This window comes from Nonomuraea sp. NPDC049695 (genome assembly GCF_040674955.1).
Classification (GTDB): Bacteria; Actinomycetota; Actinomycetes; order Streptosporangiales; family Streptosporangiaceae; genus Nonomuraea; species Nonomuraea helvata.
Genome location: NZ_JBFANV010000050.1, coordinates 57,018 through 80,886 on the forward strand (window position 1 = coordinate 57,018; position 23,869 = coordinate 80,886).

The window sequence follows — 23,869 nt, forward strand, 5'->3', positions numbered from 1 at the left end:
ACGGTGTTATGTTGCCTGCGTGGCGCGCGTGGATGGGGACGGGCTGATAGAGGCCTTCCTGCGCGAGCCGCGCCGCTACACCAGCCACCAGGTCGCCGACATGGCGGGGGTGCCGGTCTACCGCGCGCGGCGTTACTGGCGTGCCCTGGGGTTCGCGAACGTGGCCGACGACGCCGTCGAGTTCACCGCGTCCGACGTCGAGGCCCTCAAGACCATGCTCGACCTGGTCCGCTCCGGCATCTACGACGAGGAGCACATGCTGCTGGTGGCCCGCTCCATCGGCAGCGCGACCGCCAGGCTGGCCGAGTCGCAGGCCGAGATGGGCGTCGAGACACTCGACCAGACGGGCGTCCCGCTGGCCGAGCGCCCGCGGGCCTGGCGGCGCCGGGCCGAGCGGGTGGTGCCCGAGCTCGCGCGGCTGCTCGTCTACGCCTGGCAGCGCCAGCTCGCCGCCGCCGCGGGGCGCATCGCCGAGCAGGACATGAGCGCGGTACGCCTGGCCGTCGGCTTCGCCGACCTGGTCGCGTTCACCCGGCTGAGCAGGCAGATCACGGGGACCGAGCTGGCCAGGCTGATCGACAGGTTCGAGGGGCGCTCGGCCGACATCGTGACCTCGACCGGCGGGCGGGTGATCAAGACGCTGGGCGACTCCGTGCTGTTCGTGGCCGACCGGGCGCACGTGGCGGCGGAGATCGCGCTGCGGCTGGTGGAGACGCACGCGCGGGTCAAGGACATGCCCGAGCTGCGGGTGGGGCTGGCGTCCGGGCCGGTGATCTGGCGCATGGGGGACGTGTTCGGCACCACGGTGAACCTGGCCAGCAGGCTGACGGCCCTGTCACTGCCGGGGACGATCCTGGCGGACCCCCAGTTCGCGGAGGAACTCGAAGGAGACCGGGCCTTCCGGTTGCGGGAGGTCAACCGGCTGTCGGTGCGCGGGCTGGGCGAGCTGGCCCCCTTCACGGTGACCCGCGCCGGCTCCATCTGACCCCGAGGTTCGTCGGGCCGCGGGCAACCTCGTGTCGCGGACGATGCGTCACTACCGTCGACAGGCTCTGAAAGAAGGCAGGCCAAATTGGCGGATAGGGCGATATTTCAGGACTTCGTGGTGGCCAGGTCGGACCGGCTGTTACGCACCGCGTACCTGCTGACCCACGACTGGGCGACGGCGGAGGACCTGCTGCAGGAGTCGCTGGCCAAGGCGTGGTTCGCCTGGCCGGGCATCGACGAGCCCGAGGCGTACGTGCGCAGGGTCCTGGTGACCACGTACACGTCCTGGTGGCGCCGCAGGTGGCGGAGCAGGGAGCTGCTCAGCGGCGACCTGCCGGACGAGCCCGCGCGCGACGACGCGGGCCGGCGCGAGGAGCTGTGGGAGGCGGTCGGCCGGCTGCCCGCCAAGCAGCGCGCGGTGATCGTGCTGCGCTTCTACGAGGACCTGCCCGTGGCGGAGGTGGCCAGGCTGCTGGGCTGCCAGGAGGGCACGGTCAAGAGCCAGACCGCGAAGGCGCTGGCCAAGCTGCGAGTGGACGAGTCGATCGTGAAGGAGCTGCACCGATGACCGTGCAAGACCTGCGTGACGTCCTGCGGGAGCGGGCCGAGGCCCCGTCTCCGGCGAACCCGCACCGGCACGACGAGATCCGCTCCCGCATCCGCAGGACCAGCCTGCGCAGGCGCGTGACGGCGGGCGCCGTGGCCGTGGCGACGGTCGCGGCCGGCCTCTACCTCATCCCGGGTACGGCCGCCGCGCCGGACCGCGACACGAACGCGACGGCGGCGGCCCAGCCCCCCGGGCTGCCGGAGTCGTTCACCTCCGCCGACGGCACCCAGTACCGCCGTCTGGCCACCGCCATGCTCAAGGCGGAGGGCGTGCGGAAGGTGTCGTTGAAGGTACCGCTCTCCGGTAAGCCCCTCGACGTGGCCGGGCTGTGCAACGGCGAGTTCAGCGATTCCACACCGCGCGTCACCGTGAACGGCGTGCGCACCGCCAGCGGCCCGGACTTCGGGGGGTGCTCGAAGAGGACGCAGCTGCGGCCGCTGGCCGTGCCGGAGAACGCGACGGAGGTCACGGTCACGTTCGACATGACCAGTTCCGGGTCCGGGGGCTGCCCGCGCAAGATCAAGAACTGCGAGCCGCGCAAGCACAAAGACACCGACTGGAGGGTGGCCGTCTACGAATGGACGCCGCCCGCCCAGCCGGTCGAGCCGCCGCCCGTCAATGAGTTCCCCACCCGGGCGGCCGGCATGGAGCTGGCAGGCTCCTCGACGGGCGTGTGGCCCCAGGACACCTCCTTCACGCTCACGCTCACGCTCAGGACCAAGAGCGGGAAGATCGGCATCGACCAGCTCTGCACGGGCGACCTGGCCTCCCGGATGTGGTTCCAGTTCCGGATCGACGGGAAGCTGTCCCCCGCCACGTCGAACTGCGGCGTCTGGCAGGAGGGCAAGTCGTATCCCATGTCCATGGCCGAGATCACGGTGCCCAAGGGCAAGCGGGTGACGATCAGCGGGAAAATGGGCCTCTGGGGCGAGTACACCAACCGCCCGGTTCGCTGGTCGGTCGGAGTGTTCGTAAAGTAGCTCGCGTGACGGGACGCGCTGCCATCGAGGGCAGGCTGGTGGACGCCGACGCGCACTTCATGCTCCACGCGCGCTACGGCCACTTCACCGCCATGCAGGTCAGGGATCGCCGGGTGCGGGGGCTCGAGCTGCACTTCGAACGGCTGGAGGCGGCCAGCGCGGAGCTGTTCGGCGTCCCGCTCGACCGGGCCGCCGTGCTCGGCTCCGTCAGGGCCGTGCTCGGCGACGACGTACGGGACGCGAGTGTGCGCGTGTACGTCGTCGAGACCGACCGGCCGCACGTGATCGCGACCGCCGCCCCGCCTCACGAGGCGCCCAGCGGCCCGCAGAGCGTGAAGCCGGTCCCCTACCAGCGCTATCTGCCGCACATCAAGCAGGCGTCGGGCATGCTGCAGGCCCACGTCGGGCGGCTGGTCGCGCGTGAGGGCTTCGACGAGGCGCTGCTCACCACCGAGGACGGCCTGATCAGCGAGGGCTCGATCACCAACCTGGGCGCGTTCGCCGGCGGCCGCCTGATCTGGCCGGACGCGCCGATGCTGCACGGCATCACGATGCGGCTGCTGGAGCGGATGGACGTCCCGCAGGAGCGGCGGCCGGTCAAGGTCGCCGACCTGCCGGGATTCGACCAGGTCTTCCTCTGCAACTCCTGGGGTGTGTGGCCGGTCGGCCGGGTGGACGACGTGCCGCTGCCCCAGGACGACGCGCTGATGGGCCGGCTGCACGACCACTATGACCGCATTGCGGGAGATCCTCTGGATTGAGCTGTTTGCGGGGTACGATCGCCGAAATCGTTCTGCGATCAAAGGAAAACCCCGCATGACGACTCGCCGGCACGCCCTCGGTGATCTCCTCCGTCGTTCCGCCGCCCGCTACCCGGCCAAGACCGCCATCGTGTACGGCGGCCTGCGCCAGAGCTACGCCGACCTCGACCTCGCGGTGAACCGCACGGCCAACGCGCTGGCCGCACGCGGCGTCGCCAAGGGCGACCGGTTCGCCGTCCTCAGCCACAACAACCACGCGTTCGTGGTGGCGTACTTCGCGCTGGCGCGGCTGGGCGCGATCTCCGTGCCGATCAACTTCATGCTCGGCTCGGCGGAGGTCGCGTACATCCTGGAGCATTCCGGAGCGACCGGGATGCTGGTGGAGGAGGCGCTCGTCCCGGTGGCCGAGGGGGCCGTGGGCCCCGAGGTCGGGGTGCGCGGCGTGATCGGGTCGGCGGACGGCTGGGAGCCGTTCGAGGAGTGGATGTCCTACGGCGACGCGTCGGAGCCGCAGGTGGAGATCGCCGACGACGACCCGATCCAGCTCATGTACACCAGCGGCACCGAGTCACGCCCCAAGGGCGCCACGCTGTCGAGCCGCAGCCTGATCGGCCAGTACGTCACGTGCGTCGTGGACGGCGAGATGAGCCACCACGACGTCGAGGTGCACGCCCTGCCCCTCTATCACTGCGCCCAGCTGCACTGCTTCCTGACGCCCGGCATCTACCTCGGCGCCACCAACCTCATCCTGCCCGGCGCGAGCCCCGCGGCGATCCTGGCCACGATCGAGGGCGAGCGGGCCACCAAGCTCTTCTGCCCGCCCACCGTCTGGATCAGCCTGCTGCGCCACCCCGACTTCGACCGCCGCGACCTGTCGTCCCTGCGCAAGGGCTACTACGGCGCCTCGATCATGCCCGTGGAGGTGCTGAAGGAGATCGCCACCCGCCTGCCGGACGTCCGCCTGTTCAACTTCTACGGCCAGACCGAGATGGCCCCGGTCGCCACGATCCTCGGCCCGGAGGAGCAGCTCACCCGGCTCGGCTCGGCCGGCAGGCCCGCGCTGAACGTCGAGACCCGGATCGTCGACGACCAGGACAGGCCCGTGGCGCCCGGCGTGGTCGGCGAGATCGTCCACCGCAGCCCGCACGCCATGCTCGGCTACTGGAACGACCCGGACAAGACCGCGGAGGCGTTCAGGGGCGGCTGGTTCCACAGCGGCGACCTGGGCGTCATGGACGCCGACGGCTACCTGTCCGTGGTGGACAGGAAGAAGGACATGATCAAGTCGGGCGGCGAGAACGTGGCGAGCCGCGAGGTGGAGGAGGCCCTCTACGAGCATCCGGCGGTGGCGGAGGCGGCGGTGTTCGGGGTGCCGGACGACAGGTGGATCGAGGCGGTGACGGCGGCGGTGGTCCTGCGCGAGGGGGCGGGGGTGAGCGAGGACGAGCTGATCGCGTTCCTGCGTGAGCGGCTGGCGGCCTTCAAGACGCCCAAGCGGGTGGTGTTCGTGGACGCGCTGCCCAAGAACGCCTCGGGCAAGGTGCTCAAGCGGGAGCTGCGCGACGCGTTCTAGAGTGCCTTCCCTATCGGATCATGAACGATCTGGAGACCATTCGTACAGGGCGAAGGGGGCTCCATCCAGGACGTTCGCGATGGCGGCTGCCGGATAGCCGATCATCTCGCCGCGAGGCAGGGCGTCCACGGGCCACCACGCGAGTTCGGAGCACTTGTCCGGTTCGGCGTTGTAGGGGTCACCGGTCCACTTGCGGGTGGCGAAGAAGAGGCCGACGCGTTCCGGGGCGCGGTGCATGACGTGGGCGAACGTGAGGTCGGCCGGGTCGATCACCACGCCCAGCTCCTCCCCGGCCTCGCGCACTGCCGCCTCGGTCACCGACTCTCCCGCCTCGAGGTGACCGGAGGGCAGGTGCCACAGACCGTCCCCGTAGCCGGTGCCTTTGCGCCTGGCGAGCAGCACATGAGTCCTGCTGTGAGTCTCACCGTGGACACTGTCGCGGGACTCGTCGTGGATGTCGCGGAGGAGGAGCACGTGCACGTCGACGATGGCCCGGAAGCGCTCTGGCGGTGTTGCGCGGCCGGAGTCGCTCTCCACTGCTGACGGGCCTGAAGGTGGCCGGCGGTCGAGGGCCTGGGTCCACTTGACCGCGACGGCGGCCACCTGGATCAGCTCGGCTCGCAACCGTTCGGGGTCCGTCTCCGCGAACGCCTCCATCACCTCCTCCGCCAGGATGTGCCTCCACGTGAGCACCCCGCCCGCGGCCGCCGCCTCCGTCTCGTGCCTGGCCCGGTCGGACTCGGCCACCGTCCCCTCGTCCCCGGTCCCGTCCGGCAGGATCTGCATGCCCCACCTCGCGTCCTGAGCCGCCCGTTCGGCCGTCACGTCCGCGAGCACCCTCGCCAACGACCCCGGCACCCCCGCGTCGCCATCATGTGTCATGGTCACCAGCTTTCCGAAGCTTTTCAGAGGGCCGATGCACGGGAGCTCGCGGCGGTGACGCGGGCTTGCAGCACCGGTTCGACGGCAGGCCATTCGGTGGCGACCACGGCGAACATGGCCGAGTCACGGACCTTGCCCTCCTCGCCGCGCGCCCACGACATGGACCAGGCGCGCAGCACGCCCTCGAAGGGGATGCCGAGTCGCTCCAGGGCCCGGCGGCAGCGGTGGTTGCGGGCGTCGGTCTTCAGGTCGACGCGGGCAACGCCGAGCACGTCGAACGCATACGACAGCAGCAACAGCTTCGCCTCGGCGTTGATCCCGGTGCCCTGCGCCGAGGCGGCCAGCCAGGTGAAGCCGATCTCGATCGCCCGCAGGCCGGGCCGGCCCGGCCACCTGCGTGGATCCCACAGCCCGGTGCATCCCACCGCCTTGCCGTCGGTGAGCCGAACCTGTGCGAACGGGGTCAGCCCGTCGCGGGCGAGTTGGGCCGCCAGGTAGTCCGGTATCTCGTGAGCGCGAGGCACCAACGTGAAATCGTAGGACGACCGATCCTCCTCGACCGCCTCCGCGAGATCCGGCGCGTGTCGCATCGCCAGCGGCTCCAACCGCACCAGATCACCGGCAAGGACAGGAACATCAAGGCGTACGCTCATCAGCTCTCCCTCATCGTTCCTGGCATTGGCACCTTTCCCGCGGAGCCCCGCCGGGGAGGTTGCCGGACCGTCACAGGGCCAGGTCCCTCGGATCCTCTTGATGAATCAACGAGTCAGGATCATGCCTGAACAGGCGGGGCACCGTCAATCCGCCGGAGGGTTACGCGGGGCGGAAGCCGGGGCCGAGGTCGGTGGTTCCCGCGCGTGCGTGATCCCTGAAGGCACGCACGGCCGGCGTCAGCCGCGCCTCCTTCGACCAGCTCACCCCGATCGTCCTGAACACCGGCGGAGACAGCGGTATCTCCACCACCCCCGAGGCGGACTCCGAGCGAGGAAGGATCGCCACGCCGAGGCCCGCCGCCACGAGCCCCCGTACGGTCTCCGACTCCTGTCCCTCGAACGCGATCCTCGGCTCGAACCCCGCCGCCGCGCACAAGTCATCGGTGATCTGGCGCAGCCCGTACCCGTGCTCCAACGTCACCAGCTCCTCCCCTACCAGTTCGGCCGCCCGTACCCGCGCCCGGTGAGCGAAGCGGTGGGACGGCGGTACGGACAGCACCAGCTCCTGGTCGGCGAGCGGGGTGCCGGCCAGCTCGGGGTCGTCCAGGGGCATGGGGGCGGCGAACACCAGGTCGATCGCGCCCTCGCGGAGCGCTTCGAGCATGTCCTGGCGCGAGCCCTGGACCAGGCTGAAGCGGACGCCCGGGTGGCGCTCGCGGAAGCCGCGGATGAGGGACGGCACGAGCGCGCGGCCCAGGAGGTGGAGGAAGCCCAGGACGACGCGGCCGGTGGCCGGGTCGATCTCCTCACGGACCTCGCGGGCGGCGGCGGCCATCGTGGTCAGCGCGCGGGTGGAGGCGGCGGCCAGGGTGCGGCCCGCCCTGGTGAGGCGGATGCCGCGGCCCGAGGGGATCACGAGCGGGGCGCCGATCAGGTCCGCCAGGGCGGCGAGGCGGCGGCTGGCCGTGGGCTGGGGGATGCCGAGGAGTTCGGCGGCGCGCGTCACGTGTCCCGTCTCGCCCACGGCGGCCAGGATGGCCAGGGCAGGGGCCAGGCGCGCGGCCAGCTCATCATCCGATTCATCCGTCACGGTATGAATTATCGCCTATTCGCGTATTAGACGTATTTATTAGCCTGGCTTAGCGTGGCAAACGTGGTGGTCATCGACGCTCCTCCGGTTCCCGACACGCGGCGGGTCAGTGCCGCTGTGGCTGCGGCCGGCGTGTCGTCCTTCGCGCTCCTGTACGCGCCGCAGCCCGTGCTCCCGCAGCTCGCCGCGGCGTTCAGGCTGGATCCGGGCAGCGCCTCGCTGGCCATCGGAGTGGCGACGGGGTCGCTGGCCGTGGCGGTCCTCCCGTTGGCCTGGCTGGCCGGGCTGGTGGGGCGGCGGCGGGTGATCCTCTGGTCCGTGGTGCTCTCCGCCGCGATCGGGCTGCTGCTGCCGCTGGCGCCGTCCTTCCCGGTGCTGCTGGTGATGCGGGCGGTTCAGGGCGTGGCGATCGCGGGGTTCGCCGGGGTCGCGGCGGCGTACCTGGCCGACGTGGTCGGTACGGTGCGCCTCGCCGGCGCGGTGGGAGCGATGATCGCGGGCAACTCGGTCGGCGGGATGCTGGGGCGGCTCGGCGCGGGGTTCGCCGCCGGGCCGATGGGGTGGCACGGCGCGTTGCTGACGGTGGCGGGAGTGTCCGGCCTGTGCGCCCTGTACGCGGCACGGACGCTTCCCCAGGCCGGCGACCCCATGGCTGAGCACACTGCTGAAGGCGTGGCTGGTCAGAAGGACGCGGGAAAGCGGCTGGGAGCCGGGCTGGTCGCGCCCTTCGCCGTGGGCGCGCTGGCCATGGGGGCGTTCGTCGCGCTCTACAACGCCGCCGGGTTCCGCCTGACCGCCCCTCCCCTCTCCCTCACCCCCGCGGCCGCCTCCCTCGTCTTCCTCTCCTACGCCATGGGCACCGCCTCCTCGGCCGCCGCCGGACGCGTGGCGGGCCGTCTCGGTCGTTCCAAGGCGCTGGTCGCGGCGCTGCTCGTGACGGTGGCAGGCTCGGTGCTCACCCTCTCCACGTCGCTCCCCCTCCTGGCGGCCGGCTTCGCCGTGCTGACCGCCGGGTTCTTCGCCGCGCACGCCATCGCGAACGCCTGGGTCACCGCCGAGGCCGCCCCGCACGCCCGCGGCCGCGCCGCCGGCGTCTACACCCTCTGCTACTACCTGGGCAGCGGCGCGGGCGGCACGGTGGGCAGCATCGTGTACGGGCACGCGGGCTGGACCTGGCTCATCGCGCTGACGTCGGTCTGGCTGCTGCTGGCGATCGTCGCCGTGCTCGTCCGCCGCCGCTCATCCACCCGGATGAGCGCTCCTGACCCGGTGACGGAGACGTGCCACCGATGAGCAGAGGAGCCTGGCGAGGTCAGCGGTCGGTACGGAGCCAGCGTTCGAGCGAGTCGGTCAGCCACAGATGCGTCGAGCCCAGCGTGGCCGCCGCACCGCTGACCTCTCCCACGAGCCGCCAGTACCGCCGCATCCGCTGATCCCGGTCGGGCGCCACGTTCGCCAGCAGTTCACGCCGGAACTCCGGGGTGTCGCCCCTCCCCCGCACCGAGGCGTGCGCCGCCACGAACCGATCGAGCTCCGGGCCCGACCGGGGCGGCTCACCCGCCCGCACCATGGGCTCGACCATGCCGCACGCCTCGGCGATCCCGTACATCAGCTCGTTCTCGTCGGCGATCAGCTCGACGTTGACCCGCCCCCTGGCCAGCAGGCCGCGCAGCAGGGACCGGTCGGCGACCAGGGTGACCAGCTCGGCGTACGCGACCACCTGCGACGGCGTCGGATCGACGGGCGGCTGGGGCACGGCCATGGCGACGAACCCGGTGAACATCTCCTCCGCGACCGGCGCCACCATCGTGCGCCGCCAGAAGTCGATCAGCGCGTCGCGGGCCGCGCATCCGTCCTCCACGGCGGCCAGCAGGTCCAGCCGGGCGCCCCGCTCGGCAGGGCTCGCCTCCTCGACCGCCCGCAGCAAGGCACGCCGCCAGGCCAGGTCCGCGAGCCGTACGTCGAGCGCCGCCCGCTCGGCCGCGACGGCCTCGGCCATGGAGCGCTCGCCGTTGAGCACGGCGGTGATGGCAGGCAGGCCGAGCCCGAGCCCGCGCAGCCGCCTGACCAGGCCGAGCCGCTCCACGGCCGCCCGGCCGAACCTGCGGTGCCCGCCCACGCTGCGCACCGACTCGATGATGCCCTCGTCGCAGTAGAAGCGGATGGTCCGCACCGGTACGCCGGTCAGCGCCGCCAGATCCCCGATCCCGAGCGTCTCGTCGTGCAGCGTCTTCGGCCGAGCTCCGCTCGGCACCCTGAGACGGATGTCCTCGCTTCGCTGCGGATCCGTCTCAGGCACTTGAACCTCCACTGGACTGGAGTTTCTACGGTACCGGCGTACGAGATCGAGAGGAGATTCGTCATGGCGACACTGGACACCGCGCGGCTGGCCGAGGGGCTGCGCGAGCAGACCGCGGGATTCGCCCGCGCGGCCGCCGGAGTGGACCCGGACACGCAGGTGCCGACCTGTCCGGAATGGCCGTTGCGCACGCTCGTGGGGCACATCGGGCAGGCCCATCGGTACGCGACCGAGGTGCTGCGCAAGGGCGAGCCGCAGCCCGTGCCGGACCCGTGGCAGGCCGCTCCCGGCGCTCCGGACAAATGGGCGGAGTGGCTGCGCGACGGCGCCGATGAGCTGATCGGCGCCGTCCAGGAGGTCGGCGCGGACACCGAGGTCTGGACGTTCCTGGGGCCGCGGCCGGCGGCGTTCTGGCTGCGCAGGATGCTGAACGACACCGCCGTCCACCATTACGACGCGGCGGTCACGACGGGCGGCGGGTTCGAGATCGCCGACGATCTCGCGGCCAATGTGATCGTCGAGGGTCTGGAGATGCTGGCGTCCCCCGGCGCGGAGGCGCTCAAGCCGGAGCTGGTCCAGCTGCGCGGCAACGGTGAGCGGCTCGGACTGCGGCCCCATCGGGCGGACGGGCCGGCGGACGGGTGGGTGATCGTCAGGACGCCCGAGGGGATGCGGTGGGAGGAGGGGCCGGTGGAGGGCGACGTGGTCCTGTCGGGGGCCGTCGCGTACGTCATGCTGGTGTGCAACCGCCGACTCGCCCTGGACAACGACCGGGTGACGGTAACCGGCGACCGCGCGCTGCTGGAGCACTGGCTGGCCCACATGGCGATCTAGCTGCGCGGTCGCGGCCGGCCGGGCCCAGGGTCTCACCGGGAGTCGCCCCATGACGACGGGAGCGGCGATTGCGGGGACCGCCGTCGCGGGTCAGCATCGGAGATGCCAGCCAAACACCCCATGGAGGCAGACAGTGTTAACGGTGATCGGCGCGGGATTCCCGCGTACCGGAACCACTTCGATGAAAGCGGCACTGGAACGACTCGGGTTCGGTCCGTGCCACCACATGTTCGACATCCTCACCAACCCCGACCGCGTCGAGCGGTGGCTGCCCCTGGCCACCGGCGGGCCGGTGGACTGGGAGGAGGTCTTCGACGGCTTCCGCTCCACGCAGGACTGGCCCGCGTCCTTCTTCTGGCGGGAGCAGGCGAAGGCGTACCCGGAGGCGAAGGTCATCCTGACCGTACGAGACCCGCACGCCTGGTACGTGAGCATGCAGGCGCTCGTCGCCAACGGCCCGATGCGGCACCTCCCGGAGGACATGCCGGAGGCGGCGGCGGCCGTGTTCGGTGGGATGGAGCGGCTGAATCCGGTGATGAGCCTGATCAGCCGGTCCGTGTTCGGTCAGGAAGGCGGCCTCAGGGGGGGACTGCCCGACGAAGAGGTGGCGGTGGCGGCGTTCGAGCGGCACGTGGCCACCGTCAAGGAGAGCCTGCCCGCTGAGCGGCTGCTGGTGTTCGACGTGCGCGAAGGGTGGGAGCCGCTCTGCCGGTTCCTGGGTGTGGACGTCCCTGACGGGGAGCCGTTCCCGCACCTGAACGACGCGAAGGCGATCCGCCAGACGATGGAACGGCTGGTCAGCGAGGGCACCATCGAGTCGCCGTTCACCCGGCGGGAGTGAGAGTCCCGCACCGCGCGGCCGCTCAGGTGTCCAGGTAGCGGAGGATCGCCAGGACGCGGCGGCTGTAGTCAGGGTCGCGGGGCAGGTCGAGCTTCTCCATGATGGCGTTGACGTGCTTCTCGACCGTGCTGAGGGAGACGTGGAGGCGGTCGGCGATGGCCGCGTTCACGAAGCCCTGGGCGAGGTGGCGCAGCACCTCGCCCTCGCGCGGGCTCAGGCTGCTCAGTGGATCGGCGTGGGTGGTGCGGGCCAGGAGTTGCCGCACCACCTCGGGATCGAACGCGGTGCCGCCCGCGCGTACGCGTTCGAGCGAGTCGAGGAAGTCGGCCACCTCCGAGACCCGGTCCTTGAGCAGGTAGCCGAGGCCGCGCGTGGAGCCGGCCAGGAGCCTGGCCGCGTAGTGCTGCTCGACGTACTGGGACAGGACGAGCACGCCCACTCCGGGATGGCGTTCGCGGATCTCCAGGGCCGCCCGGAGGCCGTCGTCCTTGTGGCCGGGCGGCATGCGTACGTCGATCACGGCCACCTCGGGGCGGTGGCGCTCGACGGCGGCGAGCAGCGCGGGAGCGTCGCCGACGGCCTCGACGACCTCGTGGCCCGCGTCGTCGAGCAGGCGGGTGAGCCCTTCGCGCAGCAGCACGGAGTCGTCGGCCAGGATCACCCGCACGAGCCCGCCTCCGCCCCGAAGGTGTCGGTCCGCGGCTCCGCCGTGCCGGAGGCCGCCCGGGAGGCCGCCGCAGCCACTCCGGGCACCGCCGCAGAAGCCGCCCTGGACGTCGCCTCGGGGGAGCCGCCGGGCTGGATCTTCGGGAGCGTGGCGGTGATCTTGGTGGGGCCGCCCCGCGGACTGTGCACGGTGAACTCCCCGTCGAGCGCCAGGACGCGCCGGGCCAGCCCCGACAACCCGCCGCCCGAGGGGTCGGCCCCGCCCTCGCCGTCGTCTGAGACCGCCACGCCCACCACCCGCTCGTCCTCCGTCAGCACGACCAGGATGTCACGCGCCCCTGCGTGCTTGATCGCGTTGGTGATCGCCTCGCGGGCGACGAAGTAGAGCGCGGTCTCGACCTCGGACACGGGCCGCTCGGCCAGCCCGTAGTGCACGGTCACCGGCACGCTCGACCGCTCCGCGACGCCCGCGAGCGCGGCGCGCAGCCCCAGCTCGTCGAGCGCGGTCGGGTAGATGCGCCAGGCCACGCTGCGCAGTTCGTCGAGGAGCCGGCGCGACTCGGTGTACGCCTGGGTGATCAGCCCGGCGGTCAGCTCCGCGTCGGAGTTGTGCCGGGCGCGGCCGAGCAGCATGGCGAGCGCGACACCGCGCTGCTGCACGCCGTCGTGGAGGTCGCGTTCGATCCTGCGCCGCTCGTCGTCGACGGCTTTGACGATGCCGGAACGGGTGGCGGTCAGCTCGGCGATCCGCCTGCGCATCAGCTCGTGGCTGCCGGGGCCGAGGAAGCGGTCGGCCAGCCGCCGTTCGAGCGAGCCGACGGCCAGGGCCATGAGGGCGACCAGGGCGAGGAGCACGGCGCCGCCGGTCAGGCCGAGCACCCCGCTGGTGGTGACGATCTTCACGCCGGGCAGGTTCACGGGCACCGGCTCCATCCGGCCCCACGCGAGGTCCCACAGCCCGCCGAACAGCAGCAGCCCGCCGACGAACAGCCCCGCCGCGCACCCGTACCCGCTCAGGACGCCGAGTGCGGCGCGCGCGATGAGGAAGCCGTAGCCGCCGTCCTGGCGCGTCGCCTCGTTCCCGAGCCACCTCGACAGTCTGGCCCGCTCGGCCGCCATCAGCTTCCTGCGCGCGGCCTCGACGACCGGGCGGGCGGCGGGGAGCAGCCGGCCGATCCACGCCACACACAGGAAGGCCAGCTCGACGAGGCCGAGAGCCATCCCCATCGCGACTCCGGCCAGCACCCGGGCGACCCTGCTACCTGACACGGGCGTGAAGTCTAGGCGGCCTGCTCGATGCGCGCGCCGCACTACGCGTCGCGGCGGCGCAGGACCGCGTAGCCGGCCGCCACGGCCGCCATCGTCCAGGCCAGCAGCCAGGCCAGGCCCTCCCCCGCCGAGTACGGGATCGGCCCGCCGGTCAGGTTCTCCGTGCTCCTCATGAAGGCGAGCCCGGCGAACATCGGCATCCGCATGGAGGCGTCCAGCGCCACCTGGCTCCCGGTCGTCAGCAGCATCAGCGGCAGGCCCATGAGCAGCATGAACACCACGGTCAGCGTGCCCGCCGCACTGCGCATCGCGGCGCCGACGCCGATCGTCATCACCGACACCAGCGCGAAGAACACCCCCACTCCGAGCAGGTCGGTGACGACCTCGCCGATCGGCAGCACGACGAGCCCGCCGAACAGGTCGCCGGAGAGCGCGATGTGGACGGCCGCCGTCGCCACGGCTCCCGACAGCACTCCCGCCACCATCATCACCGGCGCCACCACCAGCGCCTTCGCCGCGAGCACCACCCCTCGGACGGGCGTGGCCTGCAGCGTCACCCGGACGGTCCCGGACGAGTACTCCGAGGTGATCGCCAGCATCGCCGCCGCGACCAGCGCGAACTGGACGAACGAGGTCGCCGACACCACCGGCTCGCTCGCCGTCACCCGCACCCCGGTCCGGCCTTCACGCAGGGCGTCGGTGGCGGCCGCGCCGCCCAGCATGAGCGCCGTCAGCACCATGAGCGCCGCCGCGCAGGCCAGGCACCACCACGTGGACCTGACCGACCACAGCTTCGCCCACTCGGCCCCGATCGCCTGCCACAACGTCCTCATGATCCCGCCCCGTACTCGACGCTTCCCGCCGTCAGCTCCTGATAGGCCTGTTCGAGCGAGGCCTCCCTGGTCCGCAGCTCGTGCAGCCGGATGCCGGCCTCGTGCGCCAGATCGCCGACCGTTTCGAGGGCGGCGCCGGTGGCCTCGAGCTCGTTCTCGCCGTACCGCTGCACTGCGATCCCGGCGGCGCGCAGCCGTACCGCGAGATCTCCGGCGTGCGGGGTGCGGACGAGCACGGACGTCAGGGAGCTGCCCGCGATGACCTCGGAGAGGGACGCGTCCGCGATGAGACGGCCCTTGCCGATCACGACGAGGTGGTCGGCGGTGAGCTGCATCTCGGTCATGAGGTGGCTGGAGACGAACACCGTCCTGCCCTCTCCGGCCAGCGACCGCATGAGCCCGCGCACCCAGCGCACCCCGTCCGGGTCCAGGCCGTTGACCGGCTCGTCGAACATCAGCACCTCGGGGTCCCCCAGCAGCGCCGCCGCGATCCCGAGCCGCTGGCTCATGCCGAGCGACAGCGCCCCCGCCCGCTTGCGCGCGGCCCCCGCCATGCCGACCGTCTCCAGCACCTCGCTCACGCGCCGCCGGGGGATGCCGTTGCTCCGGGCCAGCGCCGCCAGGTGCGCGCGGACGCTGCGGCCCGGATGGAGCGCGCGGGCGTCGAGGAGCGCGCCGACCGTGCGCAGCGGGTTCCTGATCCGGTGGTACGGCACGCCCCGGATCAGCGCGGTGCCGGAGGTGGGGCGGTCGAGGCCGAGTATCAGGCGCATCGTCGTCGACTTGCCCGCTCCGTTCGGGCCGAGGAACCCGGTCACCGTGCCCGGCCTCAGCTCCAGCGACAGGTCGTCCACCGCGAGGCGGTCGCCGTACCGCTTGCTCAAACCTTTCAGACTGATCACACCGGCTCACGCTAGGTGGCGGCCGGCCTGGTCGGTATGGGGGCGGGCCGCCGACTTCAATGGCGGGAAACCGTAAGAGGGACGGGCAGGGACCCGTACGATTTCGACCGTGTTCGGCATTATTCGTCCCTGCGGTGAGCACGGGTGCCCGTCGTTGCGTGCGGCGTGGCGAGCCCATTTGTGCGGTCTGTGCCTGACGTTGCGTGACGGACAGGGGCACGCGGCGCGGCTGGCCACCAACTACGACACGCTGATCATCTCGGTGCTCACCGAGGCCCAGCTCCCGTCGGCCGCACCCCGCCGGATGGCCGGGCCGTGCGCGCTGCGCGGGTTCCGCGGCGCCGAGGTGGTGGACGCGCGGGCGTCCGGGGCGCGGCTGGCGGCGGCGGTCTCGCTGGTGCTGGGTGCGGGCAAGCTCCGCGACCACGTGGCCGACGGCGACGCCGCCTTCGGCACGGCTCCGGTCCGGCGGCTCCTGGCGGCGCGATGGGAGGCGGCCGGGGCGCGGCTCGGGGCCGAGGTCGGGTTCTCCACGGCCGTGCTGACGGCGACCGTGGACCGGCAGCTCGACCTGGAACGCGGCGTCACGTCCCGTGTGGGCGTGCTGGAGCTGACCGCGCCCACGGAGGAGGCGGTGGCGGCGGCGTTCGCGCACACGGCGGTCCTCGCCGGGCGGCCGGGCAACGCCGCCGCGCTGGCCGAGGCGGGCAGGTTCTTCGGCCGGATCGCGCATCTGCTGGACGCCGTGGAGGACCGGGCCGCGGACGCCGAGCGGGGCGCGTTCAACCCGCTCACGGCGACGGGCACCACGGAGCGGGAGGTGCGGCGGCTGTGCGACGACGCCGCGCAGGGCCTCGCCCTGGCCCTGCGGGAGGTGGACCTGGAGGAGCGCCACCTGGTGGACGCGCTCCTCGGCACCGAGGTGCGCCGGGCGGTGGAGCGGGCGTTCCGGGGGCCGCACGTACGTCCCGGCCGGGCCGGCATGCCGGCGGCCGCCGTCGCGACGCTGGTGACCTGCGGCCTGTGGCGGCCCAGGGGGTGGAGCAGCGAAGACGGCCGCCATCGCGGCGACAAGCCCTGCTTCCTCCGCGATCTGGACTGCTGCGACTGCCCTGACTGCTCCGGCTGCTGCGACTGTTGTGACTGCTGCGATTCCTGTGACTGCTGCGACTGCTCGTGCAGCTGACCCCGAATGCTAAAGTCGGACGGCGCGGATCGCCGCATCCCGGGTGAGCGCCGCGCCTCTTCCAGGGCGCCGCTCCTGAGCAGCACCTCGGCACGGGTGCGGGAGACGAGCGACTGCAGGGCGTTGGCGCTGCGGGCGGGCGGGTGCTCGTCCCAGATGGCGGCGGTGAGCGCGTCGAACGGCACGACGCGCCCCGGCTCCAGCGCCAGCCTGGCCACCAGCGCGCACAGCCTGGAGCCGGAGATCTCGACCGGCCTGTCCTCGTCGTCACGCACCTCGAACGGGCCCAGCAGCATCACACGCACGGCTCCAAGCTTCCCATCCACCGCATACCGCGCCGACCGAGCGCCCGCCCGACGGGGTCAGATGGGGCAGGTCAGGTGTCGAACATGGTCCTGGCCAGGTCGTACGACTGGCCGGTCACGTCCTCCTCCGCCAGCCGGAACGCCTCGACGATGGCGTCCGCCAGCGCCTGCGATCCCAGGCGCAGCGCGCGGGGGTCGATGTGCAGCGCGGCCAGCGAGCCGGTGTGCCTGAGCTCGACGACGACCTGGCCGCCGGCGCTCTGCCCGCGCCCCCTGGTCTCCTCCAGCCGGCGGCTCACCTCCTCGAAGCGAGCCGTCTGCGCTGCCATCTCGGCCAGAGCGCGATCGATTTCCGGGTCACCGGTATGAGGTGTCGTCATGGCTGTTCCTTACTCACTCGATCAGCGCTTGAAGATGAACGCCCTGGGCGCGTGCGCCAGCGCCGAGCGGAGCGCGCCCTGTTCCGTCAGCGAGCCACTCGTGACGAGGGGGTAGATGGTGGCGGCCGACAGGGTGCGGCGGAAGAACTTGCCCGCCGGGCCCGAGCCGAGCAACGTGTCGGTGACCTTCGTGGCGGGGAAGAACTTGCGCACGTCGCTCAGCGACTTGATGCCGCCGTTGTAGGCCATCTCGGCGACGAAGTGCTTGCCCGCGTACTCCCAGAGGTTGCCCATCGGCTGCCCGGTGGCCGCGGAGCTGCCCGCGTGCACGCCGGTCTTGAGCGCGGTCCACACGACGGAGTCCGCGAGCGCGTCGAGCCCCTCCCGGACGAGGTAGTTGCCGACGCGGCGCTTGCCCATCCGCATCTCCAGGATCATCTTGGTGATCTTCTGGAAGAGCGTGCGCTCCAGCTTGGCCCTGGCCACCAGCCAGTTGAACGCCCTCTCGGCCGCGATCCTGGCCGCCGGATAGATGAAACCGAACATCATCGTGAAGGCCATGGCGGCGAGCAGCGTGCCGATCCGCTTGAGCTGTTCGCGGTGCTCCTCCACGGCGTCGGCGTACTCCTCGCAGCCCGCCGCCAGGTCCAGCAGCTCCTCCTGGAGCGCGGCGTAGCGGGGGGCGAGCTCCATCGGCCACACGTCCGCGAAACGGTCCACGGAGCGGCTGTCGTTCGCCTTGCGCGCCTCGGCGACACCGAGGTCGGTGTTGTGGGCGATCTTCCCGATGGACGCGGCGAATTCACGCAGGGCCTTGGCCCGCGCCCGGAGGTTGCTCACGTCGGCCACGGGCACGTGTACGTCGGCGAACCAGGCCAGTGCCTGGAAGGGGTCGAACATCAGGCGCCTTCCTTGAGCGGCGGTGCCTGCGGGATCGGCGCCTCACCGACGTCGGGGATGCTGGGCAGCGAGTTGACGATCTCCGTCTCCAGCCAGGTCCAGAGCTTCTCCAGGTCACGGAAGTTCCCCGCGGAGCTGAAGTTCCTGTCGGCGATGCGCTTCATGGCGTCGGTGAGCGAGTCGTAGCCGTCGCTGTACCACTCGGCGAACGCGCGCCCGTCGTCGTCCCCGCCGACCAGGTCGGAGGTGGCGGCCAGCGAGGTGGACCCGCGGTGGAGCGCTACAACGTCGTCGCCGGTGTCGTCGAAGAGCCTGGCCAGGCCACGGATCGACGCCCAGTCGATCTGGACCTGGCCGCCGGGGGTGCCCGGGGTGGGCGTGGGTTGCGGCTCCGGGGACGGGCTGGGGTACGGGTACGGGTACGGCGAAGGGGAGACGGACCACGTGGGCGAGGGAGAGCCGGACCACGTGGGCGAAGGGGTGCCCGGCCACGTGGGCGAAGGGGTGCCCGACGGGGTCGGGCTGGGGGCCGGAGGGCTCGTCGGCGTCGGAGTGCCGGTGGGGCTGGAGGACTCCGTAGGCGTGGGAGTGGGGCCGCTCGTCGCCGTCGGGCTCGGAGAAGCCGTCGGCGTCGGAGTGCCCGTCGGGCTCGCGGTGGCCGTGGGGCCTGGGGTGGCCGTAGGGCTGGGCTCACCGGATGAATCAGCCATCAACCCTCCAATCACAACAAACGATCATGATCTTCAACAATGAGACAGTAACGCGGACAAATTTCCCGGAGGTTAATGTAGTGCTACGGGACGTTCATCCACGAGGGCGTGGCTTTGAGAAGTTCGCCCAGTTCATCGAGCGGCTCCCGCTCGACGGCCCCCGTACGCGCCAGATCCTCGACACGCTGGCAGAGCTCGGCCTCCCGTACGGCCCCGACGGTCGCGCAGCTCCCCTTGAGCCGGTGCGCGAGCGCGGCCACCTCCGCCGTGTCGCCGTTCTGGGCCGCCTGGAGCAGTCCCTCGAACGTCCGCGTGGCGGTGGCGAGATACGCCTCCGCCACGTCCGTGAGCGCCTCCGGCGACAGGCCCGCCAGCTCGGGCGGAAGCCCGGCGTACGCCGCCCACTCCGGGATCCTGGCCAGCACCCGCGCCCAGTCCACGGGCTTGGCCAGGTGGTCGTCCATCCCGGCCTCCAGGCAGCGGATCCGGTCGTCCGGCATCGCCGCCGCGGTCATCGCGATGATCGGGGTGTGCGTCTCCTCGCGCTGCCTGATCTCCTCGGTGGCGGCCAGGCCGTCGAGCACGGGCAGCTGGCAGTCCATGAAGACCAGGTCGTAGTCGCCGCCCAGCACGGCGCGCACGGCCTGCTCGCCGTCGTCCACCACCTCGACCTCGTGCCCGGCCTGCCGCAGCATGAGCATCGCCACCTGGCGGCTGACCTCGTCGTCCTCCGCGACCAGGATCCGGGCGCCGCCCTGCGCCGCGATCTCCGCCCGTTCGCGGGGCTCCCCGGGGCACTCGGCGGTGCCCAGGGCGTTCTCCACGGCGGCGAGCAGGCGGCGGCGGCTGAGCGGCCGGGTGATCGACTGCACGGCCCGCTCCCCCGCGGCGCCCGGCCAGGCGAAGCCCGAGCGTCCGGGCGTGACGACCACGATGACGCTGGTGGCCTGGAACATCGGGTCGGTGAGGACCACGTGCGCGATCGACTCGGCATCGGCGCCGAGGTCGAGGGCCACGACCGCCAGCTCGTACGGCCGCCCCTCCGCGACGGCGGCACGCAGCAGCGCGAGGGTGGCCTCCCCGTCCCTGCTCTCCTCCACCTCGAGCCCCGCGCCCGCCAGCGAGTGCACGGCGAGCGCGCGGTCCTCCGGCCGCGGGTCGGCGACGAGCACGCGCCGCCCCTGCAGGGCCTCCACCGACGGCTCGGAGGACGACCGGCCGGGCCAGGTCAGGACGTCCATCGGCAGCCGCACCCAGAAGCGGCTGCCGACGCCCTCCACGCTGTCCAGCCCGATCTCCCCGCCCATGAGCTCGGTGAGCTGCCGGCCGATGGCCAGCCCCAGGCCGCTCCCGCCGGTCCTGCGCGTGATCGGCGAGTCGACCTGGCGGAAGACGCCGAACACCTTCTCCCGGTCGTCGGGACCGACCCCGATCCCGGTGTCGGCGACCGAGAACCTGAGCACCGCGCGCGGGTCGCCCGGCGCGCCCTCGTCGAGCGCGACGTGCAGGTCGACGCCGCCCTGAACGGTGAACTTCAGCGCGTTGCCCACCAGGTTCGTGAGGATCTGGCGCAGCCGCGCCGGATCCCCCGACACCTGCCGCGGCACGTCGTCGTCGAGCCGCAGCGTGAGCCAGAGCCCCTGCTCGTACGCGTGCGGCGCGAACGGCGCCACCACCTCGTCGCAGAGCCTGGGCAGGTCGAACGGCACCTCGTCCACCTGGAGGTGGCCCGCCTCGATCCTGGACAGGTCGAGGAAGTCGTCGAGCAGGCGCAGCACGTTCTGTGCCGACTCCTCGGCGGTGGTGGCGTAGTGGCGCTGCTCGTCGTCCAGCCGGGTGCCCATGAGCAGGGAGTTCATGCCCAGCACGCCGTTGATCGGAGTCCGGATCTCGTGGCTGATCTTGGCCAGGAACTCGGACTTCGCGCTGGAGGCGCTGACCGCCTCGTCCCTGGCGGCGGCCAGTTCGGAGGCGTACCTGGCCAGCGTGACCTGCGCCCTGCGACGGCCGCGCGTCGTGTGGATCTGCAGGCCCAGCCCGATGAGGATGAGCAGCGCCAGCAGCGCCGCGACGGTCATCACGTTCGCCCTGAGCTGCTGCGCCGAGGCCAGCGCCTCGGCGGCGGACACCTCGGCGGTGACCGTCCAGCCGATGCCGGGTATCGGCTCCGAGGCCGACAGCACGGTGCCGTCGATGCCGTGGAACTCGCCGTTCCAGGTGCGCCCGGCGAGCGCGGCGTCCACGCGCGGGTCCTCGCGCAGGGACGTGAGCGCGAGCAGCTTCCTGTCGGGGTCGGCGACGAGCACGCCGGCCCGGTCGGTGATCAGCAGCCGGATGTCCTGTGCCTCGGCGGCCTCCTTGGCGAAGTCCTGGATGGCGTCGAGGCTGTAGACGACGGCGAGGATGCCGAGCATGCGCTTGCCGTCGGCGCTGAGGATCGGCGCGGCCACCGCGACGGCCCTGGACACCCCGACCATCGTGGGCGTGTACGCCTGCGACACGTTGGCCGCCCGCCGGTCGCGCACCGCGCGGTACCAGTCGGTGGCGCTGATGTCCTGGGGCAGCACGGTCTTGGGCTCGGCGCCCAGCATGCGGCCTTCGGACGAGACGAGGATCAGCCCGCTGACGCCGTCGCGCATCTGCTTGAGCTCGCCGAGGTGGTCGCGCATGGCGCCGACGGTGGCGTGCGCCACGGTGTCACGCACGCTCTGCCGCTGCGCGAACGCGGTGACGAGCTGTTCGAGCGAGCCCATCTGCTGCTCCACCACGACCCGGCTCACCGAGGCGGTCGTCCTGACCCGGTCGGTGACCTCGTCGCTGACAGCCCGCTCCGACAGTGAGATGCTGGAGGAGGTCAGCAGCGCCAGGGGCAGCAGGCCGAGCACCACCCACAGGGCTGTCACCGCGAGCAGCCATCTCACCGGCGTCCGTCCTTCCCCCTGTCCGCTCGGGTACAGGGTAGGAGGGAAACGGGACGAGCGGCGGGTCTCCGTGAGCAGAAGGCGCAAAACTCGATCTTTTGTAACAAAACCCGCTTAAGCTCACTCTGATTTGTAATAACTGGACCTGGACGAGGAGCTGGCGATGCCTGAGGCCCGGGACATCACCGTTCTCATCGTGGACGACGACCCGGTCGTCACCGCGGCGCTGCACGCGCAGGTGAACAGGGTACTCGGGTTCAGGGTGGTGGGGATCGCGCACACCGGGCAGGCGGCGCTCGCCGCCGCGGGCCGCTTCGCGCCCCGGCTCGTGCTGCTCGACCTGCACCTGCCGGACATGCCGGGGCTCGAGGTGGCGCACCGGCTGCGCCGGCCCGAGCAGCCACCCGCCGACGTCATCGTCATCTCAGGACGCAAGGAGTCGGCCACGGTACGCGCGGCCATCCAGCGCGGCGCCCTGTACTACCTGGTCAAGCCGACCAGGGCGGGCACGCTCGAGCAGACGTTGCTGCGCTACGCGGCCACGACCGAGCAGCTCGAGGCGGGCGATCGCTTCGTCGAGCAGCAGGAGATCGACCGCATCTTCCGCTCGCTCCACCTCGACCAGGGCCCCCGGCCCAAGAGCATCTCGGCGGCGACCGAGCAGCTGGTGCTCGACGCGCTGTCCGCCGTCGAGGAGGACGCCTCGGCGCACGAGCTGGCCGCGATGATCGGCGTCAGCCGCGCCACCGCCCGCCGCTACCTGGAGCATCTCGCCGAACGCGGGCTGCTCGAGGCGCGGCCCAAGTACGGGCCGACCGGACGCCCCCAGCACCGGTACCGCGTCCGGTGAGCACGCTCAGGGTGCTGCTCGCCGCACTGCTCTGCCTCCTGCCCACGGGCTGCGGCGCGGACAACCCCTTCCCCGAGGGCTCCACGATGTGGCGCATCAGGGAGCGCGGGACGCTCACGGTGGGCATCAAGTTCGACCAGCCGATGTTCGGCTACAAGGACCCGGCCAGCGGGCGGATCACCGGCTTCGACGCGGAGGTGGCCCGGCTCATCGCGAAGGACCTCACCGGCAGCGAGCGCAACATCCGGTTCGTGGAGACGGTGTCGCGCGAGCGGGAGAACTTCATCGCCCAGGGCGTGGTGGACGTCGTCATCGCCACGTACTCGATCACGCCGGCCCGCGCCCAGCTGGTCAGCTTCACGGACCCGTACTACTACGCCGGGCAGGACCTGCTGGTCAGGATCGCCGACACCACCATCGAGGACGTGTCGGACCTGGAGGGCAAGAGCGTGTGCACGGCGAAGGGCTCCACCTCCAGCGACCGGCTGCGCGCCCTGGCGCCCGGCGCCAACCTGGAGATCGTGGACGCCTACAGCGTGTGCGTGCCGGCGCTCGTGGCCGGGCGGGTGGACGCGATCAGCACCGACGACACGATCCTGCTCGGCCTGCTGGACCAGCATCCGGACGTGTTCCGGCTGACGCGCAAGCCGTTCGGGCGCGAGCCGTACGGAATGGGCGTGCGCAAACAGGACACCGTCTTCCGCGACTACCTCAACGGGCTGATCGGCCGCTGGCTGCGCGACGGGGAGTGGGACCGCGCCTTCAAGGACACCATCGGGGTCTCCGGCGCGACGCCTGATCAATCTCGCCCGGCCAATCGCTGAGCAGAAAGCGCATAAGCCTTTCGGTGACACATGCGGCTCCTACGGTTACGCCAACGCTGACCGAGACAAGGAGCGTGACGCATGACTCACGCGGACCTGATCGTGCTGGACCAGGTCAACAAGCGCTTCGGCGACCACCACGTGCTCAGGGACGTCAACCTGACCGTCAAGCAGGGCGAGGTCGTGGTGATCATCGGCCCGTCCGGGGCGGGCAAGTCGACCCTGTGCCGGGCGATCAACCGGCTGGAGACCATCGACTCCGGCACGATCAGCCTGGACGGGACGCCGCTGCCCGCTGAAGGGCGGGCGCTCGCCAAGCTCCGCGCCGAGGTGGGCATGGTCTTCCAGTCGTTCAACCTCTTCGCGCACAAGACCGTCCTGGACAACGTCGTCCTCGGGCAGGTCCACGTGCTGAAGCGGCCGAAGGCGGAGGCCGAGCGCAAGGCCCAGGAGCTGCTCGACCGGGTCGGCATCGGCGGTCAGGCGGCCAAGTTCCCCGCCCAGCTCTCCGGCGGGCAGCAGCAGCGGGTGGCCATCGCCCGCGCGCTGGCCATGGACCCGAAGGCGATCCTCTTCGACGAGCCCACCTCGGCGCTCGACCCGGAGATGGTCAACG

24 protein-coding genes and 1 riboswitch are annotated in these 23,869 nt (G+C 71.8%); of the genes, 12 read left to right on the forward strand and 12 right to left on the reverse strand.

Annotated elements, in window-relative coordinates:
• Positions 1-19: 19 nt before the first annotated feature.
• The 5 genes from AB0J64_RS34510 to AB0J64_RS34530 all read left to right on the forward strand — a co-directional run bounded on the left by AB0J64_RS34510 (position 20) and on the right by AB0J64_RS34530 (position 4,908).
• Positions 20-985, forward strand: a complete 966-nt coding sequence (locus tag AB0J64_RS34510; protein WP_364036488.1) for an adenylate/guanylate cyclase domain-containing protein — start codon at positions 20-22, stop codon at positions 983-985.
• 87 nt (positions 986-1,072) lie between these two features.
• Positions 1,073-1,555 (forward strand): SigE family RNA polymerase sigma factor, encoded by a 483-nt coding sequence (locus AB0J64_RS34515; protein ID WP_364036491.1) that lies wholly within the window; start codon positions 1,073-1,075, stop codon positions 1,553-1,555.
• Complete coding sequence (locus AB0J64_RS34520; protein ID WP_364036493.1) at positions 1,552-2,574, forward strand: hypothetical protein; 1,023 nt, start codon at positions 1,552-1,554, stop codon at positions 2,572-2,574. The genes AB0J64_RS34515 and AB0J64_RS34520 overlap by 4 nt, the downstream gene beginning before the upstream one ends.
• A 5-nt stretch (positions 2,575-2,579) precedes the next feature.
• Positions 2,580-3,335 carry an aminotransferase class IV gene (locus AB0J64_RS34525; RefSeq protein ID WP_364036496.1) on the forward strand — a complete coding sequence of 252 codons (756 nt, stop codon included), beginning with the start codon at positions 2,580-2,582 and terminating at the stop codon, positions 3,333-3,335.
• A gap of 55 nt (positions 3,336-3,390) precedes the next feature.
• Positions 3,391-4,908: an acyl-CoA synthetase gene (locus AB0J64_RS34530; RefSeq protein WP_364036499.1), complete on the forward strand. Its 1,518-nt coding sequence runs from the start codon at positions 3,391-3,393 to the stop codon at positions 4,906-4,908.
• Between the two features lie 18 nt (positions 4,909-4,926).
• Here AB0J64_RS34530 and AB0J64_RS34535 read toward each other — a convergent pair whose 3' ends face one another.
• The 3 genes from AB0J64_RS34535 to AB0J64_RS34545 form a co-directional block, all read right to left on the reverse strand.
• Positions 4,927-5,790: an NUDIX domain-containing protein gene (locus AB0J64_RS34535; RefSeq protein ID WP_364036502.1), complete on the reverse strand. Its 864-nt coding sequence runs from the start codon at positions 5,788-5,790 to the stop codon at positions 4,927-4,929.
• Between the two features lie 23 nt (positions 5,791-5,813).
• Positions 5,814-6,443: a GNAT family protein gene (locus tag AB0J64_RS34540; protein ID WP_364036505.1), complete on the reverse strand. Its 630-nt coding sequence runs from the start codon at positions 6,441-6,443 to the stop codon at positions 5,814-5,816.
• 7 nt (positions 6,444-6,450) lie between these two features.
• A riboswitch (SAM riboswitch) is annotated at positions 6,451-6,550 on the reverse strand.
• Positions 6,551-6,603: 53 nt separating this feature from the next.
• The gene (locus tag AB0J64_RS34545) at positions 6,604-7,533 is read right to left on the reverse strand and encodes a LysR substrate-binding domain-containing protein (protein ID WP_364036508.1); all 930 of its coding nucleotides are present in this window, start codon (positions 7,531-7,533) and stop codon (positions 6,604-6,606) included.
• Positions 7,534-7,587: 54 nt separating this feature from the next.
• Between AB0J64_RS34545 and AB0J64_RS34550 the strand changes: the two genes are divergently transcribed.
• Positions 7,588-8,826, forward strand: a complete 1,239-nt coding sequence (locus AB0J64_RS34550; RefSeq protein WP_364036511.1) for an MFS transporter — start codon at positions 7,588-7,590, stop codon at positions 8,824-8,826.
• A gap of 19 nt (positions 8,827-8,845) precedes the next feature.
• On the opposite strand, the gene AB0J64_RS34555 is transcribed toward AB0J64_RS34550, so the two are convergent.
• On the reverse strand, positions 8,846-9,832 hold the full coding sequence (locus AB0J64_RS34555) for a MerR family transcriptional regulator (RefSeq protein WP_364036514.1): 987 nt from the start codon (positions 9,830-9,832) through the stop codon (positions 8,846-8,848).
• A 63-nt stretch (positions 9,833-9,895) separates the two neighbouring features.
• On the opposite strand from AB0J64_RS34555, the gene AB0J64_RS34560 reads away from it, so the two are divergent.
• Together AB0J64_RS34560 and AB0J64_RS34565 are read left to right on the forward strand one after the other, a co-directional pair.
• Positions 9,896-10,666 carry a maleylpyruvate isomerase family mycothiol-dependent enzyme gene (locus AB0J64_RS34560; RefSeq protein WP_364036517.1) on the forward strand — a complete coding sequence of 257 codons (771 nt, stop codon included), beginning with the start codon at positions 9,896-9,898 and terminating at the stop codon, positions 10,664-10,666.
• Between the two features lie 142 nt (positions 10,667-10,808).
• Positions 10,809-11,507, forward strand: a complete 699-nt coding sequence (locus AB0J64_RS34565; RefSeq protein ID WP_364036563.1) for a sulfotransferase family protein — start codon at positions 10,809-10,811, stop codon at positions 11,505-11,507.
• Positions 11,508-11,529: 22 nt separating this feature from the next.
• On the opposite strand, the gene AB0J64_RS34570 is transcribed toward AB0J64_RS34565, so the two are convergent.
• From AB0J64_RS34570 to AB0J64_RS34585, 4 genes are read right to left on the reverse strand one after another with little or no spacing between them, the layout of a single operon-like run.
• On the reverse strand, positions 11,530-12,174 hold the full coding sequence (locus tag AB0J64_RS34570) for a response regulator transcription factor (RefSeq protein ID WP_364036520.1): 645 nt from the start codon (positions 12,172-12,174) through the stop codon (positions 11,530-11,532).
• Positions 12,165-13,442 (reverse strand): histidine kinase, encoded by a 1,278-nt coding sequence (locus tag AB0J64_RS34575; protein ID WP_364036523.1) that lies wholly within the window; start codon positions 13,440-13,442, stop codon positions 12,165-12,167. Before AB0J64_RS34575 ends, AB0J64_RS34570 begins: the two co-directional genes overlap by 10 nt.
• Before the next feature lie 41 nt (positions 13,443-13,483).
• Complete coding sequence (locus tag AB0J64_RS34580) at positions 13,484-14,275, reverse strand: ABC transporter permease (RefSeq protein WP_364036526.1); 792 nt, start codon at positions 14,273-14,275, stop codon at positions 13,484-13,486.
• Positions 14,272-15,177 carry an ATP-binding cassette domain-containing protein gene (locus AB0J64_RS34585; RefSeq protein WP_364036529.1) on the reverse strand — a complete coding sequence of 302 codons (906 nt, stop codon included), beginning with the start codon at positions 15,175-15,177 and terminating at the stop codon, positions 14,272-14,274. Before AB0J64_RS34585 ends, AB0J64_RS34580 begins: the two co-directional genes overlap by 4 nt.
• Before the next feature lie 109 nt (positions 15,178-15,286).
• Here AB0J64_RS34585 and AB0J64_RS34590 point away from each other — a divergent pair, with 109 nt between their 5' ends.
• The gene (locus tag AB0J64_RS34590) at positions 15,287-16,363 is read left to right on the forward strand and encodes a DUF5685 family protein (protein ID WP_364036532.1); all 1,077 of its coding nucleotides are present in this window, start codon (positions 15,287-15,289) and stop codon (positions 16,361-16,363) included.
• 376 nt (positions 16,364-16,739) lie between these two features.
• Here AB0J64_RS34590 and AB0J64_RS34595 read toward each other — a convergent pair whose 3' ends face one another.
• The 4 genes from AB0J64_RS34595 to AB0J64_RS34610 all read right to left on the reverse strand — a co-directional run bounded on the left by AB0J64_RS34595 (position 16,740) and on the right by AB0J64_RS34610 (position 21,579).
• The gene (locus AB0J64_RS34595; RefSeq protein ID WP_364036535.1) at positions 16,740-17,048 is read right to left on the reverse strand and encodes a YbaB/EbfC family nucleoid-associated protein; all 309 of its coding nucleotides are present in this window, start codon (positions 17,046-17,048) and stop codon (positions 16,740-16,742) included.
• Between the two features lie 21 nt (positions 17,049-17,069).
• Positions 17,070-17,948: a hypothetical protein gene (locus AB0J64_RS34600; RefSeq protein WP_364036538.1), complete on the reverse strand. Its 879-nt coding sequence runs from the start codon at positions 17,946-17,948 to the stop codon at positions 17,070-17,072.
• Entirely contained in the window at positions 17,948-18,658 is a 711-nt protein-coding gene (locus AB0J64_RS34605) for a hypothetical protein (protein WP_364036541.1), read from the reverse strand. The genes AB0J64_RS34600 and AB0J64_RS34605 overlap by 1 nt, the downstream gene beginning before the upstream one ends.
• A gap of 83 nt (positions 18,659-18,741) precedes the next feature.
• Entirely contained in the window at positions 18,742-21,579 is a 2,838-nt protein-coding gene (locus AB0J64_RS34610; protein WP_364036544.1) for a response regulator, read from the reverse strand.
• Positions 21,580-21,742: 163 nt separating this feature from the next.
• Here AB0J64_RS34610 and AB0J64_RS34615 point away from each other — a divergent pair, with 163 nt between their 5' ends.
• The 3 genes from AB0J64_RS34615 to AB0J64_RS34625 all read left to right on the forward strand — a co-directional run.
• Positions 21,743-22,429, forward strand: coding sequence for a response regulator (locus tag AB0J64_RS34615; protein ID WP_364036547.1), 687 nt, complete (start codon positions 21,743-21,745; stop codon positions 22,427-22,429).
• A complete protein-coding gene (locus tag AB0J64_RS34620; protein WP_364036551.1) occupies positions 22,426-23,253 on the forward strand; it encodes a glutamate ABC transporter substrate-binding protein in 828 nt (275 codons plus the stop codon). Before AB0J64_RS34615 ends, AB0J64_RS34620 begins: the two co-directional genes overlap by 4 nt.
• Positions 23,254-23,334: 81 nt before the next feature.
• Positions 23,335-23,869 (forward strand): amino acid ABC transporter ATP-binding protein (locus AB0J64_RS34625; protein ID WP_364036554.1); only part of this gene is annotated, 535 nt, incomplete at its 3' end.

Excerpts from the sequence above, each read along its gene's own strand:
- AB0J64_RS34520 (WP_364036493.1), top strand. The coding sequence starts at position 1,552 with ATGACCGTGCAAGACCTGCGTGACGTCCTGCGGGAGCGGGCCGAGGCC.
- AB0J64_RS34530 (WP_364036499.1), top strand. The coding sequence starts at position 3,391 with ATGACGACTCGCCGGCACGCCCTCGGTGATCTCCTCCGTCGTTCCGCC.
- AB0J64_RS34535 (WP_364036502.1), bottom strand. The coding sequence starts at position 5,790 with ATGACACATGATGGCGACGCGGGGGTGCCGGGGTCGTTGGCGAGGGTG.
- AB0J64_RS34540 (WP_364036505.1), bottom strand. The coding sequence starts at position 6,443 with ATGAGCGTACGCCTTGATGTTCCTGTCCTTGCCGGTGATCTGGTGCGG.
- AB0J64_RS34560 (WP_364036517.1), top strand. The coding sequence starts at position 9,896 with ATGGCGACACTGGACACCGCGCGGCTGGCCGAGGGGCTGCGCGAGCAG.
- AB0J64_RS34580 (WP_364036526.1), bottom strand. The coding sequence starts at position 14,275 with ATGAGGACGTTGTGGCAGGCGATCGGGGCCGAGTGGGCGAAGCTGTGG.
- AB0J64_RS34595 (WP_364036535.1), bottom strand. The coding sequence starts at position 17,048 with ATGACGACACCTCATACCGGTGACCCGGAAATCGATCGCGCTCTGGCC.
- AB0J64_RS34600 (WP_364036538.1), bottom strand. The coding sequence starts at position 17,948 with ATGTTCGACCCCTTCCAGGCACTGGCCTGGTTCGCCGACGTACACGTG.
- AB0J64_RS34605 (WP_364036541.1), bottom strand. The coding sequence starts at position 18,658 with ATGGCTGATTCATCCGGTGAGCCCAGCCCTACGGCCACCCCAGGCCCC.
- AB0J64_RS34615 (WP_364036547.1), top strand. The coding sequence starts at position 21,743 with ATGCCTGAGGCCCGGGACATCACCGTTCTCATCGTGGACGACGACCCG.